Consider the following 18,033-nt stretch of genomic DNA (forward strand, 5'->3'; position numbering starts at 1 on the left):
GGTGGGGGGGGGGGCGCCCTTCCGTGCGCTCCGACCCGCCGACGCCAACGACCAAGGGTCCCGGGCATTTTGGCGAATCGTTTTGGCTACTGTGACGAAGGTTTGACCTAGAGCCTGGCCGCCTTCGCGATGAGCGCGAGCGCGGTCTCGTGCTCACCCTCCTCCAGCGGAGCCAGCAGCAGCCGCTGGACCTCGGCCACCCCCGCCGCCGAGCGGTGCAACAGGTCCTGTCCCGCCGGCGAGAGCGAAAGCAGGTTGCGCCGCCCGTCCGAGGGGTCACGCCGGCGCTGCACCAGACCGCGGCGCACCAGCCGGCTCACCATCTCCGCCATCGTGGCCTTGTCCAGCGAGGCCAGCTCGCCGACCGTGCGCTGGTCGGCGCCCGGCTCCAGCTCCAACGCGTCCAGCACCGCGTACTGCGGAGCCGTCAACTCGGAGCCGACGTGTTCCGACCAGAGCTTGGTGTGCACCTGCTGGCTCACCCTGATCAGGTAGCCGATCGCCCGCTGGGCGTCCAGTATCGGCCGCGCGTCGGTGATGACGGCGACCGCCGCGGGCTCCAGCCTGGCTATCTTGGCCATCACCCGGACGATCTCGACCTGCTCCTCCGCGCTGAGCGACTCGAACAGGACGCGCTGCACGCGGACCACACCGCCGGTGGCCTCGCGCACCGCCTGGGCGCCGCTCTGCGAGAGCGCCAGCAGCTTGCGCCGGCCGTCGGCCGGATCGCGTCGGCGCAGCACAAGGCCGCGGCGGACCAGCCGCGCGACCATCTCCGCCATCGTGGCCTTGTCCAGCGAGGCGCGTTCGCCGACCGTCCGCTGGTCCGCGCCCGGTTCCAGGGCCAGGACCAGCAGTACGGCGAACTGCGGAGCCGTGAGATCGGCTCCGACGTGTTCGGACCACAAGCGGGTGTGAACCTGCTGTGCGACACGAATGAGGTGTCCGGGCGACTGTTGCAGTCGCGCGGACACGCGGGTTGTCGGGATCTCCCCCAGCACCATGTATCCGTCCCGATGTCACACCCGGTGTGTGTGGGACACCCGGGTGGGGCAGTAACGGCGAGTGGGCGTCCAGCTATGAGGGAGGGCGCTCCAGCCGCGCAGCCGGTGGCTGCTGGCGGACACTATACAAACGGCGGGCCCTTGCTGGCAGGCAGGGGCGGATAGTAGACGCAGGTTCGGCAACATTGGCATATTTACGCGCTGCGAAGCCCTTGCAGTAACCCGTTCTCAGCAGAAAGCCGACCGGTCGGTCCTTACCCACCGTCACCTGCGCCTCTCCGCTCTGGCCGCCCCTCCTACCCGCCGGTAGGGTGTGGCCACCCTCTCCGGGGGCTCTCCCCGGGAGGCCTCCCGAGAGAGACGAGAGCGAGCATGAGCGAGCAGAGCACCACCCCCCGGGTCGCCGTCGTGACCGGCGCCGCGCGCGGCCTGGGTGCCGCCACCGCCGTCCGGCTGGCCGCCGACGGCTACGCGGTCGCCGTCCTGGACCTGGACGAGGCGGCCGGGCGGGAGACCGTCGAGCGGATCACCGCCGCCGGCGGCACGGCCCTGGCGGTCGGCGCCGACGTCTCGGACGCCGAGCAGGTCCGGGCCGCCGTCGACCGCGTCGCCGCGGAGCTCGGCGCCCCGGTCGTCCTGGTCAACAACGCGGGCGTGCTCCGCGACAACCTGCTCTTCAAGATGTCCGAGTCCGACTGGGACACGGTCATGAACGTTCACCTGCGCGGGGCCTTCCTGATGACTCGCGAGGTGCAGAAGCACATGGTCAACGCCGGTTTCGGCCGCATCGTCAACCTGTCGTCCTCCTCGGCCCAGGGCAACCGCGGCCAGGCCAACTACTCGGCCGCCAAAGCCGGTCTCCAGGGCTTCACCAAGACTTTGGCCATTGAGCTGGGCAAGTTCGGCATCACCGCCAACGCGGTGGCCCCCGGCTTCATTGCCACGGACATGACAGCAGCCACCGCCGCCCGGGTCGGCATGGACTTCGAAGACTTCAAGCGGGCCGCGGCCTCCCAGATCCCGGTCCAGCGGGTCGGCGAACCCGAGGACGTCGCCCACACCATCTCGTTCCTCGCGAGCGAGGGCGCCGGCTTCGTCTCCGGCCAGGTGATCTACGTCGCGGGCGGCCCCCTCGACTGAGCACGGAACCTACACAGGGTTACCACGGAGTGGGAAGCCGGGCACACCGGCCGCCCACTCCGTTTCCTTTACCGGGGCTTTTGCAGAATCATTCGACGACCACACTGACTTTCGATCCAGGAATAGTGGAAATCACTCCCCGGACCTCCCGGGGCCGACCCAATTGTCGATTTCCCGGGAAAATGACAATTACCCCCGGAATGGCCCTGCCCGGCTGGGTAAGGTCACCACGTGCAATCCAGAGTTACCCCCGCCCCCTTTCCGCGCCAGGGACCGGAGCGTCGCACCGTCGAGACCGGCCGCCGGGGCCGCCCCGCGAACCCCGCGCACACCCTCGCCCCGGTCGGCCCCGACCGCCGCGAACCCGGCTGGCCGCCGATGGGCCGTCGGCAGGCCGCCCTGCTCGCCGTCACCCTCGTCGGCTACCTGCTGGTGCTGGCCGGGGTCCTGCTGAACACCTCACTGGTCGACCTCGACTGGTCGGTCCGCCTGCTGCGCCCCTACGAGCGCTGGCCCCGCCTGGAGCCGCTGCTCGACACCTGGGTGGTGGCCGGACAGCGCGGCCCCTCGGCGATCGCCGCCTTCCTCTGGCTCGGCTGGCGGGCCCACCGCCTGCGCCGGCTGCGCCCGCTGCTGGTCATGGGCATCGCGCTGTTGTTGCTCAACGTCACCGTCGGCGCGGTCAAGATCGTCACCGGCCGGCTCGGCCCGCACTACGCCCAGTACGTCGGCTCGCCCGAACTCTTCTCCGGTGGCACCATCTTCCCCTCCGGCCACACCGCCAACGCGGTCGTCACCTGGGGCGTGCTCGCCTACCTCGCCGTCCGCTGGCGGCGCACCGGCGCGCTGGTCGCCGCCGCCACCGCTTGCTCGATCGGCTTGACCACGGTCTACCTGGGCACCCACTGGGTCACCGACGTGCTGGCCGGCTGGGCCGCCGGGCTGCTCGTGCTGCTCGTGCTGCCGCTGCTGGAGCCCCTGGTCGCCGCCGCCGAACAGCGGCTCCACCGGCGCTTCGCCGGCCGCCACCTGCCGTACTGAACCGCACCGAACCCGAGCGGACCCGGACCCGGGCCCGGACCCGGCTCCGAACCGGGCCGACGGGCCGCCCTACCCCTCCCAGCTGCGCTCGACCACGCCCCCGCGCACCGTGAGGTTGAGCCGGCCCTGCCGGTACTCCATGGTCATCAACTCCCCCGGCTCCAGCACCCGCACCGAGGCCCAGCCGTGCCGGCGGGCCAGCTCCCGGGCCCGCTCGATCCGCAGCCCCGCGTAGCCCTCGGCGTCCTCGCCGGCCGCACCGGTGCCCGCCGCGCCGGAACCCGATCCCGGTCCGGAACCCGAACCCGCCCCCACCGCGCCCGCCCCCGACATCGCGCCTCCCCTGTCAGTCCCTCGGACGTACGCTGGAATGGTAGCCCGCCCCCCGCGGCCCGGAGGTGAACGCCATGCGCACCACGACCCCGCGGCGCTGGCGCAGCGGCACCGAGCCGGCCACCGCCCGCAGCGACCTCAAGCTCCGCTACCTGCTCTCGCTCACCTTCACGCCGCTGTTCGCGCTGGCCACCGCGGGCTTCGCCCTCTGGGCCGCCCTCTCACCCGACCACGGCGCCCCCGGCCGGGGCACGCTCACCGGCTTCGCCGTGGCCTGCGGTCTGCTCACCGTGCTCGCCGTCGTCGATCTCGTGGTGGTCGTCCGGCGCCGCCGGACCGAGCTCTGACGCGGTGTCTCCCACGGAGTGGGAAGTCGGCCCGGCCGACTTCCCACTCCGTGTTCCCCCACCCCGCGCTCCCCCACTCCGCGTTTGCGGCGGTCCCGGCTTCAGCGGCTGCCGACCGCCTGTTTGACCAGTGTCCGCCCGAAGTCCCACATCAGGCCGCTCCCCCGGTGGGCCTCGTCCATGATGTCGGTGAAGGCGTCCACGAACCTGTCCACATCCCGTTCGGTGATGATCAGCGGCGGAATCAGCTTGATCACCTCCAGGTGGTCCCCGGACACCTGGGTCAGAATGCGGTGCCGCTGCAGCAGTGGCACCACGACCATCTGCGCGAACAGGCCCTTGCGCGCCGCCTGGAGCGCGGCCCAACCGGTGCGCAGCTTGAACGACTTGGGGCGGCCGAACTCGATCCCGATCATCAGTCCGCGTCCGCGCACCTCGGCGAGCAGCTCGTACGTGTCGACCAGTGCGGACAGCCGCTCGCGGAAGTGGTCGCCCACCTTGCGGGCGTTGTCCACCACCTGTTCCTCGCGCAGCACCTCCAGGGTCGCCAGCCCGGCCGCCATCGCCTGGGCGTTGGACCCGAAGCTGGCCGAGTGCACCAGCACCCGGTCCATCGAGGAGTACACCTTCTCGAAGATCCAGCCCTTGCCGAGCGTCGCCCCGATCGGCACGTACCCGCCGGACAGCGCCTTGGCCGCGCAGACCAGGTCGGGCAGCACGCCCTCCTCGTGCTGGTAGGCGAAGAACTCTCCGGTACGGCCGATGCCGGTCTGCACCTCGTCGCAGATCAGCAGCGCCTTGTGCTCGTGCAGCACCGTCTGGGCGGCCCGCAGCCAGCCGGGCGGCGGCGCGTGGACGCCCTTGCCCTGGATCGGTTCGACGATCAGCCCGGCGACGTCTCCGCGCTTCAACTCCCGGGCCAGCGCGCCGAGATCGCCGAGCGGGATGGCGGTGTCGGGCAGCAGCGGGTCGAAGCCCTTGCGGAACCCGCTCTCCCCGTTGACCGAGAGCGAGCCGGTGGTCAGCCCGTGGAAGGCGTGGTCGGCGTAGAGGATCCGCTTGCGGCCGGTGGCGTACCGGGCGAACTTGAGCGCCGTCTCCACCGCCTCGGTGCCGCTGTTGCCGAAGAACACCCGGTCCAGTCCGGGCGCTTGGGCGAGCAGCCGCTCGGCCAGCAGTCCGGGCAGCGGCGAGCAGTCGAAGCGGAGCAGGTCCGGCAGGTCGAGGTCCATCACCTGCCGGACCGCCGAGCGCACCGCCGGGTGGTGGCGGCCGAGCGCGAAGATGCCGAAGCCTGCCAGCATGTCGAGGTACTCGTTGCCCTCGGTGTCGTAGAAGTACTGCCCCTGGGCGCGCTCGTAGTACTTGTCGAAGCCGAGGGTGTGCAGCATCCGCGGCAGCTGCGGGTTGAGGTGGCGGCTGTGCAACTCGTAGCGCTCGCCGCCGCGTTCGGCGATCAGCGCGGCGAGGTCGAAGGCGGGGCGGTGTGGATCAGCCGGCATGGCGCGGGTTCGCTCCTCGGTTCGGTAGCAGGTTCTTGGCGAAGACGGCGGTCTGGGCGGCGACCCCGGTTCCGGTCAGTCCGGCCTCCTCCAGGATCTCCCCGCGCGAGGCGTGGCCGAGGAACTCCTGGGGCAGGCCGAGCACCCGCAACGGCACGTCCACGTCGGCGTCGCGCAGCGCCTGGCCGATGGCCGAACCGACGCCGCCGGTCCGGCCGTTGTCCTCGACGGTCACCACCAGCCGGTGGGCGGCGGCCAGTTCGGGCAGCACCGGGTCGACCGGCTTGACCCAGCGCGGGTCGACCACGGTCGCGGTGAAGCCCTCGGCGAGCAGCAGCCGGGCCGCGTCCAGGCAGGCGCAGGCGGTGGCGCCGACCGCGACCAGCAGGATCTCCGGCTCCCGCCCGGTGCGCAGCAGTACGTCCACCCCGCCGATCCGCTCGACGGCCGGCACCGCGGGCCCGACGTTCCCCTTGGGGAAGCGCACGACGGTCGGCGCGTCCCGGACCTCGACGGCCTCGCGCAGCTGGGCCCGCAGCTGCTCGGCGTCGCGCGGCGCGGCGAGCCGCAGGCCGGGGACGACCTGGAGGACCGACATGTCCCACATGCCGTTGTGCGAGGCGCCGTCCGGCCCGGTCACCCCGGACCGGTCGAGCACGAAGGTGACGCCCAGCCGGTGCAGGGCGACGTCCATCAGCACCTGGTCGAAGGCCCGGTTGAGGAAGGTGGCGTACACCGCGACCACCGGGTGCAGCCCGCCGGTGGCCAGCCCGGCCGCGCTGGTGACGGCGTGCTGCTCGGCGATCCCGACGTCGAAGGTGCGGGCCGGGTAGGCCTTGGCGAACGGGGCCAGGCCCACCGGCTGGAGCATGGCCGCGGTGATCGCCACCAGGTCCGGCCGCTCGGCGCCGAGGGTGACCAGCTCGTCCCCGAACACCGACGTCCAGGAGACCCCGCCGCTGGGCGAGATCGGCAGGCAGGTGTACGGGTCGATCGGGTTGACGGCGTGGAAGCGGTCGGCCTCGTCCTGCTCGGCCGGGCGGTAGCCGCGCCCCTTGACGGTCAAACAGTGCACGATGACCGGCCCGCCGAAGTTGCGGGCCTGGCGCAGCGCCTGTTCGACCTGGCCCAGGTCGTGGCCGTCGATCGGGCCGAGGTACTTGAGGCCGAGGTCCTCGAACATGCCCTGCGGGGCGAAGGCGTCCTTGAACCCCTTCTTGGCGCCGTGCAGCGCGTCGAAGATCGGCTGGCCGACCAGCGGGGTGCGCTGCAGGGCCTCCTTGCCGAGGGCGAGGAAGCGCTCGTAGCCCCGGGTGGTGCGCAGGGTGGCCAGGTGGTTGGCGAGGCCGCCGATGGTCCGGGCGTAGGAGCGCTCGTTGTCGTTGACGACGATGACCAGCGGCCGGTCGCGCGCCTCGGCGATGTTGTTGAGCGCCTCCCAGGCGAGCCCGCCGGTGAGCGCGCCGTCGCCGATCACCGCGACGGTGTGCCGGTCCTGCTGGCCGAGCAGCCGGGCGGCCTTGGCCAGGCCGTCGGCGTAGGAGAGCGCGGTCGAGGCGTGCGAGTTCTCGACCAGGTCGTGTTCGGACTCGTCCCGCGAGGGGTATCCGGAGAGCCCGCCGCGCATCCGCAGCCGGGTGAAGTCCTGGCGGCCGGTGAGCAGTTTGTGGACGTAGCTCTGGTGGCCGGTGTCGAAGACGATCCGGTCGTACGGCGATTCGAAGACCCGGTGCAGCGCGATGGTCAGCTCCACCACGCCGAGGTTGGGCCCGAGGTGACCGCCGGTGCGGGTCACGGCGTCGATCAGGAACTCGCGGATCTCCTCGGCGAGCAGGGGGAGTTCGGCCGTCGGGAGCTTGCGAAGCTCGGCCGGTGACGTGACGCGGGAGAGCAGTGACATGGGTACACCTCACGACTCGAAGCGGTACGGCGGTGCCTCCGCCCGGCCCGGACGCCCGGCCCGGACGCGGGGCCCGGGCCGGGGTGCCGGCCGGTGCCGGCGGGGGTCGACTCCCTGATCAGCGGCCCCGGTTGCCGCTGACGGTCTCGGTGATGGCGCGCAGCGACTGCTGGAGCGAGCCCATGGTCGCGAGCACGGCGGTCGGCTCGTAGCCGCAGTGGGCCATGCAGTTGGCGCAGCGCGGGTCCTTGCCGCGCCCGTACTTGCTCCAGTCGGTCTTCTCGACCAGCTCGCGGTAGGTGGGCACGTATCCGTCGGCCATCAGGTAGCAGGGGCGCTGCCAGCCGAACAGCGAGTAGTTGGGGATGCCCCAGGGGGTGCACTCGAAGTCGGCCTTGCCCTCCAGGAAGTCCAGGAAGAGCGGGCTGTGGTTGAGGCGCCAGCGCTTGCGGTTGCCGCCGGAGAAGGCCTTGCGGAAGAGCTCCCGGGTCTGCTCGACGCCGAGGAAGTGCTCCTGGTCGGGGGCCTTCTCGTAGGCGTAGGCGGGCGAGATCATCATCTCGTCCACCTTGAGCTCGTCGTTGAGGAAGTCCAGCACCTCGACGACGGTCTGCGGGGTGTCGGTGTTGAAGAAGGTGCTGTTGGTGGTGACCCGGAAGCCGCGCCGCTTGGCCTCCTTGATCGCGGCCACCGCCTCGTCGAAGGTGCCCTCCTTGGCCACCGACTCGTCGTGCCGCTCGCGCATGCCGTCGATGTGCACCGCGAACGTGAAGTACGGCGAGGGCTTGAACTTGTCCATCTTCTTGCGCATCAGCAGCGCGTTGGTGCAGAGGAACACGTACTTGCGGCGTGCGACCAGCTGTCGGACGATCTCGTCGATCTGCGGGTGCATCAGCGGCTCGCCGCCGGCGATCGAGACCATCGGGGCGCCGGACTCCAGGACCGCGCCGACCGCCTGGGCGACGGGCATCCGCTGCTTCAGTACGCCCGCCGGGTGCTGGATCTTGCCGCAGCCCTCGCACGCGAGGTTGCAGGCGAACAGCGGCTCCAGCTCCACGATCAGCGGGAACTTGTCCCTCCGCTTGAGCAGCTTCTGCTGCATGAGGTACGTGCCGACCCGCACGGTCTGGCGCAACGGCATGGCCATGGCTTAGCTCGCCTCCTGGGGGAGCGTCGAGGATGTGGGGTGGTTCAGGTCTGCGGAGCCGGGCGTGCGCTCCTGCCGGTACCAGTCGACCAGGGCGGGTACCGTCGCCCGCAGGGTCCGCCAGGCGCGCACCCCGGCCGGAAGGGTGCCGAACCGCAGCAGTTCGTGCTCGGGGGTGTCCACCACCACCCGCAGGACGGCCGCCGGCAGTACCGGCCGCACCTCGCGCAGCGCGGCCAGCACGGCGGCGGCCTCCATGTCGACGGCGAGCGCGCCCTGGAGGTGCAGCGCCCGCCGTTCGATGCCGCGCACCACGTGGTCGGCGGTGTGGTGCACTCCGGTGTGCACGGTCAGGCCGCGCTCCTTCAACGCCGCGCTGAGCGCCGCACCGGAGTCGAGCGGGTACAGGTGGCCCTCCGCGTCGCGCACCCCGTCGGCGGCGACCACGTCGCCGGGCAGGACGCCCGGACCGACCGCGGCGCCGAAGCCGGCCACCACCACGGCGCCGTAGCCGCCGGGGGCGGATCCGAGCAGCCGTCGCACGGCCAGCCCGGCGCGCCGCCGGCCGACCCCGGTGCGCACCAGCACCGGGGACCCGCCGGCCGCGCCGCGCCAGTCGCCGCCGCGCAGCGCCCAGACCTCGGGGCCCAGGGCGCACAGCACCAGGAGGGGGCGGGTCGTCACCGCGCCGCCCCGATCGCCGGAGCCCCGTCGGCCCGGCTCGTCGCGGGGGCGCCGTGGAGGTAGCGGCCGAGCGCGGTGACCGGGAAGACCAGCCGGTACAGGTGGTAGTTGATGGAGAAGTCCCACGGGAAGCCGGTGCCGGTGAACTGCGGCTCGTCCCAGGTGCCCTCGGGCAGCTGGGTGCGCACCAGCCACTCCACCCCGCGTTCCACCGCCGGGTTCGCCCGGTCCTTCGGCCCTTCGCCGGCCGCGAGCAGCGCCATCAGCGCCCACGCGGTCTGCGAGGCGGTGGAGTCGCCGCGCCCGGCCCAGCGCGCCGGGTCCTCGTAGGAGCGCATGTCCTCGCCCCAGCCCCCGTCGGTGTTCTGCCGGTCCTCCAGCCAGCGCACCGCCCGGCGGATCGCCGGGTGCTCGTCCGGGACTCCGGCCGCCACCAGGGCGGGCAGCACCGAGCCGGTGCCGTAGATGTAGTTGGTGCCCCAGCGGCCGAACCAGGAGCCGTCCGCCTCCTGGTCGCGCAGCAGCCATTCGATGCCGCGCCGGGTCCGGGGATCGCGGGACAGCCCGGTCTCGGCGAGCATCTCCACCACGTGCGCGGTGACGTCGGCGGACGGCGGGTCGACCACCTCGCCGAAGTCGCAGAACGGCAGCTTGTTGGGCAGCGTGCTGGTGTTGTCGACGTCGAAGGCGCCCCAGGCGCCGTTCTTGGACTGCATGCCGAGGTTCCACCGCACGCCCCGGTCCACCGCCGCGTCGACCCTGGCCGGCTCGGGGTGGGCCACCCTGCGCAGCGCGAGCACCACCTCGGCGGTGTCGTCGATGTCGGGGTAGGTGTCGTTCTCGAACTCGAAGGCCCAGCCGCCGGGGGCCAGCCCGGGCCGCTGGACGGACCAGTCGCCGGTCTTGCGGATCTCCTCGCCGAGCATCCAGTCGACCGCGGAGACCAGCGCCGGGTGGTCGGCCGGCACCCCGGCGTCGGCCAGCGCGATGGTGGCCAGGCAGGTGTCCCAGACCGGGGACTGGCAGGCCTCCATCCAGCGCATGCCGTCCTCGGTGTGCACCGTGAAGCGATCGAAGGAGGCGAGCCCGGCCTTCATCACCGGGTGCTCCAGTTCGTAGCCCTCCAGGTGCAGGGCGATCAGCGAGTAGACGGCGGGGGGCTGGATGCCGCCCCAGCAGCCGTCGGCCTCCTGCCGTTCGACGATCCAGCGGCAGGCCTGCGAGAGGGCCAGCCTGCGCAGCGGGCGCGGGGCCCGGCGGTGGTAGGCGTGCAGCACCTTGTCGAGGCGCTCGAAGAGGCCGTCCCAGGAGGCGGCGCGGGCGAGCGGCCGGTGGGGGTACGGGTCGTCCGGGTCGGTGTGCAGCTCGGTGAGTGCGAAGGGGGCCTGACGGACCGGGCGGTGTGCCGAGACGACGGTCAGCGGGACGATGGTCTGGCGGGCCCAGCAGCCGAAGGCGTAGATGTTCAGCGGCAGCCACCTGGGCAGGAAGATGATCTCGGGCGGCATCTCGGGCAGCCGCTCCCAGGGCCACCAGCCGAACAGCGCGAGCCAGATCCTGGTGAACACCCGGGCGGCCGCGATGCCCCCGGCGGAGCGGACGTAGCGCGCGGCGGCCAGCATGTGCGGGGCGTCCGGGTCGTCGCCGGCCAGTTTGAGGGCGACGTACGCCTCCACCGTGGTGGACAGTTCGGACGGGCCGCCGTGGAAGGTGGACCAGGTGCCGTCCTCACGTTGCTGCGACCGGATCCACTCGGCGGTGGCCCGGGTCTGCTCCTCGGTGCGGATCCCCAGGAACTGGCGGAGCAGTAAGTCCTCGGCGTCCATGGTGACGTTGGTCTCCAGGTCGCCCTTCCACCAGCCCTCGGAGGACTGCAGCGAGAGCAGGTGGGTGGTGGCGCGGGCCAGGGCCTCCCGCGCGTCGGCCGGCCTCGGGACCGCCTCACCGGCCGGCCGGAGCCGGTCGGTGTCCTCGGGCTGCCGCCGACCCGACCCCAGCAGGGTCGGGGGGCGGTCGCCCACCGCGACCGGCTCGGAATCGTACTCAGGGTCGAGCCGGCCGTCCGCGGTTGCTGTCAACGTAACGTCACCTCTCTCGTACCACCACGAATTCGGCGAGTGCGACGAAGTGCTCGCGCACCTCGTCGCTCATGGGCACCTCGTCCAGGGCGGCGAGGGCAGTCGTGTGCTGGCGGCGGGCCTCCTCCTGGGTCCAGGCCCGGCCGCCGGCCTCCTCGATCAGCGCGGCCCGGTCGGCGAGCTCGGGCTCGCTCTCCTCGCCGCGTCCCTTCGGGTCGGCCAGTTCCTCGGCGAGCCGGCGCGAGGCCGCCCCGCCCTCGGCCAGTGCGGCGGCCACCGGCAGGGACTTCTTGCGCTGGCGCAGGTCCCCCCAGTGCGGCTTGCCGGTGACCTCGGTGGCACCCCAGATGCCGAGCAGGTCGTCCACCGCCTGGAAGGCCAGGCCCAGGTGGTGGCCGTAGCGCTGGAGCGCGTCGGAGACCTTGTCGTCGGCGCCGGCCAGGACGGCGCCGATCGCCGAGGCGGCGGCCAGCAGCGCCGCCGTCTTGCCGCCCTCCATCTCCAGGCACTCCGCGACCGTGACGCTGTCGCGCTGCTCGAAGGCGACGTCCATGGCCTGGCCGTCGATCAGCCGGCGGGTCGCCGTGGTGAGCAGCCGGACGGCCCGCGCGGCGTCGGTGGCGCTGGTGCCGCCGGTCACCGCGGTGTCGAGCAGCACCTCCGTGCCGAGCGTCGCCAGGGCGTCGCCGACCAGGATCGCCTGGGCCGGCCCGAAGACCGTCCAGGCGGTGGCCCGGTGCCGCCGGGTCTCGTCACCGTCCATCAGATCATCATGGAGGAGGGAGAAGTTGTGCACCAGCTCAACGGCGACACCGCCGGGCACCCCCACGTCCTCCGCCGCGCCGGCCGCCCGGGCCGACAGCAGCGCCAGCGCCGGGCGCACGGCCTTGCCGCCGTCGCCCGTCACCGGGGTGCCGTCCCGGTCGATCCAGCCGAAGTGGTAGGCGGCGACGGTGTCCATGGGTGCGGCCAGACGGGCGACGGCGGCCCGTAGCGGCGGGGTGCAGAGCGTACGGCTGCGGGCGAGCAGCTCCGGCACGGAGACAGGTTCGGCGTGCGCCGTGCCTCCGACGGCGAAGCCGGTGCGTGACTCCACGTGCGTTCCCTCTCCCTCGTGGTGCCGGACCGCACGGGGCGGCCGGGTGCTGTCGGTGCGGCTGGCGCCTGATCGTGTGCCGGTGCCGATGGTGCCGGTGCGGCCGGTCGGACCGCTGCCGGTGGTTGCGACGGTACGCCCGTCGGCTCTGGCGGGCTCCCCGGCGGCGGGACCCACCGTCACCTGGGCCACCTCCCGTCGCCGCGGTCCACCGGCGCCCTGGCGCCGGCCGCGGCGAGCACGGCGTCGGCCGCCGCGTGGCCGCTGCGCACGGCCCCCTCCATGGTCGCGGGCCAGCCGGTGGCCGTCCACGAACCGGCCAGCAGCAGGCCGGGAACGTCGGTGCGGGCCGAGGGGCGCAGCGCCCCGTTGCCCGGAGCCGGGTCGAAGGTCGCGGTGCGCTCCCGGGTGACGAAGAAGTCCAGCACCTCGGCCTGTGCCGCGGCCGGCAGCAGCCGGCCCAGCTCGGGCAGGTAGCGGCCGCGCAGCTCGGCGACCGGCAGGTCGATCTCGTCCTGCGCGGCGGACTGCGACAGCGCCAGGTACTGGGCACCCGGGTGGGCCCGGCCCAGCGGGGTGGCGGCCAGGCCGGAGTGCGCGGTGCGGTCGAAGACCCACTGGACCGGGGAGCCGAGCGCGGCGAAGAACGGCCGGCGCAGCACCTCGCGGTCGTAGATCACGTGCACGTTGAGGATCGGCGCGGTGCCGAAGCCGGCCAGCCGCTCCTGCCCGGGGAGCGCGTTCGGGGGCAGCAGCGCGGCCGCGCTGTCCTGGGCGCCGGCCAGCACGACGGTGTCGGCGGTGAGCAGCTCCCCGCCCTCCAGCCGGACGGCGTGCTGCGGCGCGGCCGGCTTCAGCTCGGTGACCTTGGCGCGCAGCAGCACCCTGACGTCGGCCCGCTCCAGCTCGGCGAGCGCCCGGTCGTGGTGGATCGTGCCGAGCGGGACGGCGGCGACGCCGATGTCCGAGGCGCCCGGGTCGGAGAGCAGGCCGGTCTTGAAGACCATCCCGGCGAGCGCCATCGACACCTGGTCGGCCCGGGCGTTCAGGGTCGCGACGCCGACCAGGTCCCACAGCGCGGCCCGGGTGGCGGCGTTCTGCCCGTTGCGGCGCAGCCAGTCGCCGAAGGAGATCCGGTCCAGCGCCGGGTCGGCGAGGTCCAGGGCCCGCAGGGCGAGGGCGCCGCGGACCACCCGGGCGCGGTCGGCCGGGCTCAGGTGCGGGTAGCGGGCGAGGCTGCCCGCCAGGTGCAGGGGCACGGGCAGGCCGGCCCGGCGCAGCCGTCCGAGGGTGCGCACCGGCGCGCCCCCGGTCACGTCCCCGGTCACGGCGAGTACCGGGATGTCGAGCCGGTCCTGGAGGTGGGACAGCCGGGTGGCGCCGAGGCGGTCCAGCAGGCCGCGGTAGGCGGTGCAGCAGCGCAGGTAGACGTGCTGGCCGTTGTCGACGGTCAGCTCGCCGCGCTGGAAGGAGAAGGCCAGGCCGCCGAGCCGGGGCCGGCCCTCGGCGAGGGTGACCCGGTGGCCCGCCTCGGCGAGGCGCAGCGCGGTGGTGATTCCGGCCAGACCGCCGCCGACCACGACCGCGGCCGGGCGCGCGGCATCGGCTCGCCCGGTCATCGGCCGTCCCCCTCGCACTCGGTGGACCGCCCACGGGCGGTCGCGGTGGCCGGCACTCGCCAGGTCGACACGGGAGTGCCCGCACGTGATTCGACGCTGACACAGCGTGACAGAACTGTCGCGAGAATCAAGAACGCCCCCCGGCGAGCCCGGAAAGCGCCACGTAGGCCTTCTCCCAGCCCGGCAGCGAGACCCGGCCGCGCAGCACCGACTCCGGATCGGCGGCGATCCGGCCGAGCAGCCGGTGGTAGATCCCGGCCATCGCGGCGGTACAGGCGCGGCTGCGGCGGTCGAGCATCGGCAGCAGCCGCAGGCCCTCCTCGAAGGCGGCCTGGGCGCGGGCGGCCTCGAAGGCCACCAGGCCGGTGAAGTCCGCGCCGAGCGGCGGCTTGGGCAGGGCGAAGCCCTGCTCGCAGCCGAACCGGACCAGGTCCTCGCCGGGCAGGTAGGTACGGCCGTTCAGGGCGTCCTCGCGCAGGTCGCGCAGGATGTTGGTGAGCTGCAGGGCCAGGCCCAGGGTGTCCGCGTACCGCGCCCCGCGATCGGGGTCGTCGCAGCCGTAGACGCCCAGCGAGAGCCGGCCGATCGCGCCGGCGACGCAGCGGCAGTAGACCTTCAGCTCCTCGTAGGTCTGGTACTCGGCGCCCTTGAGGTCCATCTCGACGCCGTCGATCAGCTCGTCGAAGCCGCCGAGCGGGATCGGGAAGCGCCGGGCCGCGTCGGCCAGGGCGACCTTGATCGGGTCGGTGTCGTCCTCGGCGACCCTCCCGGAGCGGACCTCGTCCACCAGCTCCCGGGTGCGCAGCAGCGCCTCGGCCTTGCGGTCGTCCGGAAGGTCGCCGTCGCCGATGTCGTCCACCCGGCGGGCCAGCGCGTACAGGGCCGACATGGCCAGCCGCTTGGGTTCGGGCAGCAACCGGATGCCGTAGCTGAAGTTGCGTGCCTGCAGCCCGGTGACTGCCTCGCAGTACCGGTACGCCGCCATGACCTGGGCCGACGCCAGTGGTGATGCCGCCACGCGGGCGTTCACCTTCCCTTCGCGAAGATGGCCGCCGCCTTCGCTGCGAGGCGGCGCTTGTCCGGCTTCGCCTGCCGTGCGAGTACGTCGTACCCGGCGTCCTCGACGGCCGCCAGGGCCGCGTAGCCGCCGGCGGTGAATCCCGCCAGGAGCAGTCGAAGCCTCCCCCGAACCGTACCTACCAATGGTGCGCCGCGGTCCAGCAGGGTGCGGGCACGCTCGACCTCGAAGGCGATCAGCTCGCGCACCGCGCCGTTCGCGGACGGGGCGGCGAGGTCGTCCTCGGTGACTCCGAAGCGTTCGAGGTCCTCGATGGGCAGGTAGATCCGGCCGCGGGCCAGGTCCTCGGCCACGTCCTGGAGGTGTTCGACCACCTGAAGGGCGCTGCAGACGGCGTCGGAGAGCTCGACCCGCTCGGGGGTGGAGACGCCCGCGATGGACAGCACCAGGCGGCCGACCGGGTCGGCGGAGAGGGTGCAGTAGCCGATCAGGTCGTCGTAGGTCGCGTAGCGGGCGGTGGTCTGGTCCACCCGGTTGGCCTCGATCAGACGGCGGAACGGCTCGGGGGTCAGGCCGTGGCGGTCGACCAGCGGGACGAGCGCGCTCATCAGCGGGTGGCGGGGGCGGTCGGCCCCGGCCGCGGAGCCGGCGGCGGTGCGCAGCGCGGTCTCGAAGACCCGGTCGAGGTCCCGCTCCAGTCCGTCGAGCAGGGCGAGCCGGAAGGCGGTCTCCTCCGCGGTCGGCGGGCCGGACTGGGCCGAAGGGGTGGCGGGGGGCGTCCGGCCGACCCCGAGCAGGCGCGCGGTGGCGGCCGGGTCGGCCAGGTCGCCGTCTCCGGCGTCGTCGACCAGACGGGCGAAGCCGTACACCGCCATGAGGTCGCCGCGCCAAGCCGCGGGCAGGAAGAACGGGGCGACGGGGAAGTTCTCCGCGCCCGCCTTCTCCAGGGTCTGTCCTGCGGAACCGTTCACCGGCGTATCTCTGGGCTGGGCCGAAGCCGACACTGCTGTCACTCCCCCGTTCTACACCGCTTGGCAGGACCAGCCGGACTCGGACACGCGTCCGAGCGCGGGCGTCACGCACGGCACATCGCCCCCGCGGACACCAGGCTTTCACGCCCGGGCGCCGGGTGAGAAGAGGGCCCCGAGCAAGGCTTGAGCGCCGAGCCCCGTCCGCGGCGCGCCGGGCCCGTCCCGCAACGCGCAGGGCCGGTCCCGGAGGATCCGGGACCGGCCCTGCCGGCGCGGCCGCCTACGGGCGCTCGCCGCGCTCGTAGCGGCGGACGACCTCGTCGGTGGGGCCGTCCATGACCAGCTCGCCGGCCTCGATCCAGATGGTCCGCTCGCAGACCTCGCGGATCGAGTTGTTGTCGTGGCTGACCAGGAAGACCGTACCGGCGGACTTGCGCAGCTCGTCGATCCGCCGCTTGCTGCGCTGCTGGAAGGCCTGGTCGCCGGTGGCGAGGGCCTCGTCGATCAGCAGCACGTCGTGGGTCTTGGCGGCCGCGATCGAGAAGCGCAGCCGGGCGCCCATGCCGGAGGAGTAGGTGCGCATCGGCAGGGAGATGAAGTCGCCCTTGTCGTTGATGCCGGAGAAGTCGACGATCTCCTGGTAGCGCGCCCGCACCTGGGCCGGGGTCATGCCCATCGCCAGGCAGCCGAGGATGACGTTGCGCTCACCGGTGAGCTCGTTCATCAGGGCGGCGTTCACGCCCAGCAGGGAGGGCTGGCCGTTGGTGTAGATGCCGCCCTTCTCGGTCGGCAGCAGGCCCGCGATGGCGGCCAGCATGGTCGACTTGCCGGAGCCGTTGGAGCCGATCAGGCCGACGGCCTCGCCCTTGTACGCGGTGAAGCTGATGCCCTTGACCGCGTGCACCTCGCGCACGCCGGCGGCGCGCTTGCGGCTGATCATGCGGCTCAGCGCCGAGGTGGCGCTGCCCTTGCCGGAGCCGGCGCCGTGCACCTTGTAGACGATGTGCACGTCGTCGACCACGACGGTGGGCTCGCGGGCCACGTCCGGGGCCCGGAGGATGTCGCTCTTGCTCAGATCGGTGTCAGCCACGGCCGTACTCCTCCTCGGCCTTCCAGAAGAAGACGTATCCGACGACGAACATGCCGATGCCCCAGGCGATGCCGGCCACCCACTGGTGCGGCGGCAGGGTCTGGTGCACCGGCTGGTGCGGGTTGTAGATGACCGGCGCGAAGGCGTGCCGGAGCAGGTCCATGTAGACCGACGCCGGGTTGAGCTCCATCAGCGTCCGGACGAAGTGCGGCCAGTGGGTGATCTTGTCCTGGATGCTGAACATCACACCGGACAGGAACATCCAGGCGCGCATCACGAACGGGATCAGCTGGGAGATGTCGCTGGTCCTGGCGCCGATCCGGGCCATCACCAGCGAGATGCCGGTGTTGAAGAGCGTCTGCAGCAGCAACGCCGGGATGATCAGCAGCCAGGTCCGGCCCGGGGTGATACCGGCGGCGAGCACGGTGACGACCAGGACCACCATGGAGATCAGCAGCTGCTGGAGCTGGATCACGGTGAAGGCGATCGGGAGGCTGGCCCGGGGGAAGTGCAGCGCCCGGATCAGCCCGAGGTTGTCGGAGATCGCCCGGGTGCCGGCCTGCACCGCGTTCTGGGTGAACTGGAAGACGAAGACGCCGATGCAGAGCCAGGCGATGTAGGTGTTGTCCGGGAAGCCCTGCTTGCTCGACAGGATCACGCCGAAGACCAGGTAGAACACCGCGCAGTTGAGCAGCGGGGTCACCACCTGCCACAGCTGGCCGAGCTTGGCGTTGGTGTACTGGGCCACCAGGCGGGCGGTGGCGAAGGCCCAGATGAAGTGGCGCCGGGCCCAGAGCTGCTTGGAGTAGGCGAACAGGCCGGGACGGGCGCCGCTCACCGTCAGACCGTACTTGTCCGCAAGCTGCTTGGGGGTCAGGCCCGCGTCCGCCCCCCTGGGGGCCGAGAGGCTGACGGGTTCACTCACTGTCGACACATTCGTCCTTCACGCGGGATCGGTCGGGGCGGCCGGTCGGCGGGGTCCGCCGGTCGTGCGCCGATGGGGATCCACTGGGATCTCGGGGGAGCCGGCCGGTGTGTGGGCACCGACCGAAGCGATCGATCA

The 18,033-nt window shown here is 72.7% G+C and carries 16 protein-coding genes; 3 read left to right on the plus strand and 13 right to left on the minus strand.

The features are described from left to right. Positions 1-107 precede the first annotated feature (107 nt). Positions 108-908 (minus strand): MarR family winged helix-turn-helix transcriptional regulator, encoded by an 801-nt coding sequence (locus ACFRAR_RS00005; RefSeq protein ID WP_380692805.1) that lies wholly within the window; start codon positions 906-908, stop codon positions 108-110. A gap of 468 nt (positions 909-1,376) precedes the next feature. Here ACFRAR_RS00005 and fabG point away from each other — a divergent pair, with 468 nt between their 5' ends. Continuing rightward, on the plus strand, positions 1,377-2,144 hold the full coding sequence (gene fabG / locus ACFRAR_RS00010; protein ID WP_380692807.1) for a 3-oxoacyl-ACP reductase FabG: 768 nt from the start codon (positions 1,377-1,379) through the stop codon (positions 2,142-2,144). Between the two features lie 231 nt (positions 2,145-2,375). Then, positions 2,376-3,185, plus strand: a complete 810-nt coding sequence (locus ACFRAR_RS00015; RefSeq protein WP_380692809.1) for a phosphatase PAP2 family protein — start codon at positions 2,376-2,378, stop codon at positions 3,183-3,185. A 69-nt stretch (positions 3,186-3,254) separates the two neighbouring features. Here the strand turns inward: ACFRAR_RS00015 and ACFRAR_RS00020 are convergent, their stop codons facing one another. Further along, positions 3,255-3,518 carry an I78 family peptidase inhibitor gene (locus tag ACFRAR_RS00020; protein WP_380692811.1) on the minus strand — a complete coding sequence of 88 codons (264 nt, stop codon included), beginning with the start codon at positions 3,516-3,518 and terminating at the stop codon, positions 3,255-3,257. A 74-nt stretch (positions 3,519-3,592) separates the two neighbouring features. Between ACFRAR_RS00020 and ACFRAR_RS00025 the strand changes: the two genes are divergently transcribed. Further along, on the plus strand, positions 3,593-3,865 hold the full coding sequence (locus ACFRAR_RS00025) for a DUF6343 family protein (protein ID WP_380692813.1): 273 nt from the start codon (positions 3,593-3,595) through the stop codon (positions 3,863-3,865). Between the two features lie 101 nt (positions 3,866-3,966). Here the strand turns inward: ACFRAR_RS00025 and ACFRAR_RS00030 are convergent, their stop codons facing one another. The 11 genes from ACFRAR_RS00030 to ACFRAR_RS00080 all read right to left on the minus strand — a co-directional run bounded on the left by ACFRAR_RS00030 (position 3,967) and on the right by ACFRAR_RS00080 (position 17,904). Next, positions 3,967-5,367, minus strand: coding sequence for an aspartate aminotransferase family protein (locus ACFRAR_RS00030; protein ID WP_380692815.1), 1,401 nt, complete (start codon positions 5,365-5,367; stop codon positions 3,967-3,969). Beyond that, positions 5,357-7,267: a 1-deoxy-D-xylulose-5-phosphate synthase gene (gene dxs, locus ACFRAR_RS00035; protein ID WP_380692818.1), complete on the minus strand. Its 1,911-nt coding sequence runs from the start codon at positions 7,265-7,267 to the stop codon at positions 5,357-5,359. Before dxs ends, ACFRAR_RS00030 begins: the two co-directional genes overlap by 11 nt. A 118-nt stretch (positions 7,268-7,385) precedes the next feature. Then, positions 7,386-8,414, minus strand: coding sequence for an adenosyl-hopene transferase HpnH (gene hpnH / locus ACFRAR_RS00040; protein WP_380692821.1), 1,029 nt, complete (start codon positions 8,412-8,414; stop codon positions 7,386-7,388). A 3-nt stretch (positions 8,415-8,417) separates the two neighbouring features. Further along, complete coding sequence (locus tag ACFRAR_RS00045) at positions 8,418-9,098, minus strand: 1-hydroxy-2-methyl-2-butenyl 4-diphosphate reductase (protein ID WP_380692823.1); 681 nt, start codon at positions 9,096-9,098, stop codon at positions 8,418-8,420. Next, positions 9,095-11,176, minus strand: a complete 2,082-nt coding sequence (gene shc / locus ACFRAR_RS00050; RefSeq protein WP_380692825.1) for a squalene--hopene cyclase — start codon at positions 11,174-11,176, stop codon at positions 9,095-9,097. The genes ACFRAR_RS00045 and shc overlap by 4 nt, the downstream gene beginning before the upstream one ends. A gap of 7 nt (positions 11,177-11,183) precedes the next feature. After that, entirely contained in the window at positions 11,184-12,272 is a 1,089-nt protein-coding gene (locus ACFRAR_RS00055) for a polyprenyl synthetase family protein (RefSeq protein ID WP_380692827.1), read from the minus strand. A 179-nt stretch (positions 12,273-12,451) separates the two neighbouring features. After that, a complete protein-coding gene (gene hpnE, locus ACFRAR_RS00060) occupies positions 12,452-13,891 on the minus strand; it encodes a hydroxysqualene dehydroxylase HpnE (protein WP_380692829.1) in 1,440 nt (479 codons plus the stop codon). Positions 13,892-14,018: 127 nt separating this feature from the next. Next, complete coding sequence (gene hpnD, locus ACFRAR_RS00065; RefSeq protein WP_380693462.1) at positions 14,019-14,876, minus strand: presqualene diphosphate synthase HpnD; 858 nt, start codon at positions 14,874-14,876, stop codon at positions 14,019-14,021. Between the two features lie 41 nt (positions 14,877-14,917). Continuing rightward, on the minus strand, positions 14,918-15,880 hold the full coding sequence (gene hpnC / locus ACFRAR_RS00070) for a squalene synthase HpnC (RefSeq protein ID WP_380692831.1): 963 nt from the start codon (positions 15,878-15,880) through the stop codon (positions 14,918-14,920). A gap of 280 nt (positions 15,881-16,160) precedes the next feature. After that, positions 16,161-16,970 (minus strand): ABC transporter ATP-binding protein, encoded by an 810-nt coding sequence (locus ACFRAR_RS00075; RefSeq protein WP_380692833.1) that lies wholly within the window; start codon positions 16,968-16,970, stop codon positions 16,161-16,163. Then, a complete protein-coding gene (locus ACFRAR_RS00080; RefSeq protein ID WP_380692836.1) occupies positions 16,963-17,904 on the minus strand; it encodes an ABC transporter permease in 942 nt (313 codons plus the stop codon). Before ACFRAR_RS00080 ends, ACFRAR_RS00075 begins: the two co-directional genes overlap by 8 nt. Positions 17,905-18,033: the final 129 nt, after the last annotated feature.

The organism is Kitasatospora sp. NPDC056651 (genome assembly GCF_042792155.1).
GTDB lineage: Bacteria > Actinomycetota > Actinomycetes > Streptomycetales > Streptomycetaceae > Kitasatospora.